The 531-nt window shown below is 61.4% G+C and carries 1 protein-coding gene; it reads left to right on the forward strand.

Features of this window, described 5'->3' with window-relative positions; all coding sequences use genetic code 11:
• Positions 1-14 precede the first annotated feature (14 nt).
• The coding region (locus JK635_RS28620; RefSeq protein WP_202654882.1) for an NAD(P)-dependent oxidoreductase at positions 15-531 on the forward strand (517 nt) is incomplete at its 3' end.

A 531-nucleotide genomic window follows, 5' to 3' on the forward strand; every position in this document is an offset into this window, starting at 1 on the left:
CACGGAGACTGAGCATGACAAAAATTGGATTTATCGGGCTGGGCATCATGGGCGCGCCAATGGCGGCCAACCTGCAGGCTGGAGGACATAAGCTGTATCTGCATGACAGAAGGAATCCACCGGCTTCGCTGATCGAAGGCGGTGCAACGGTCTGCACGTCCGCCACCGAGGTGGCCAAGCGCGCCGACGTCATCATCGTCATGGTGCCCGACACGCCACACGTGGAAGCCGTGCTGTTTGACGAGGACGGGGTCGCAAAAGGCCTCACGCCCGGCAAGATCGTGGTGGACATGAGCTCGATCTCGCCCATTGCCACCAAGACCTTTGCCCAGCGCATCAACGCCTTGAGCTGCGAATACCTTGACGCGCCGGTGTCGGGCGGCGAGGTCGGCGCCAAGGCAGCCTCGCTGACCATCATGGTCGGCGGCTCGAAGGAGGCATTCGGCGTCGTCAAGCCGCTCTTTGAACTGATGGGCAAGAACATCACGCTAGTCGGTGGCAATGGCGACGGGCAGACTACCAAGGTTGCCA

Origin of the sequence: Neobacillus paridis, from assembly GCF_016765675.1 — a bacterium.
Classification (GTDB): domain Bacteria; phylum Bacillota; class Bacilli; order Bacillales; family Cytobacillaceae; genus Neobacillus; species Neobacillus paridis.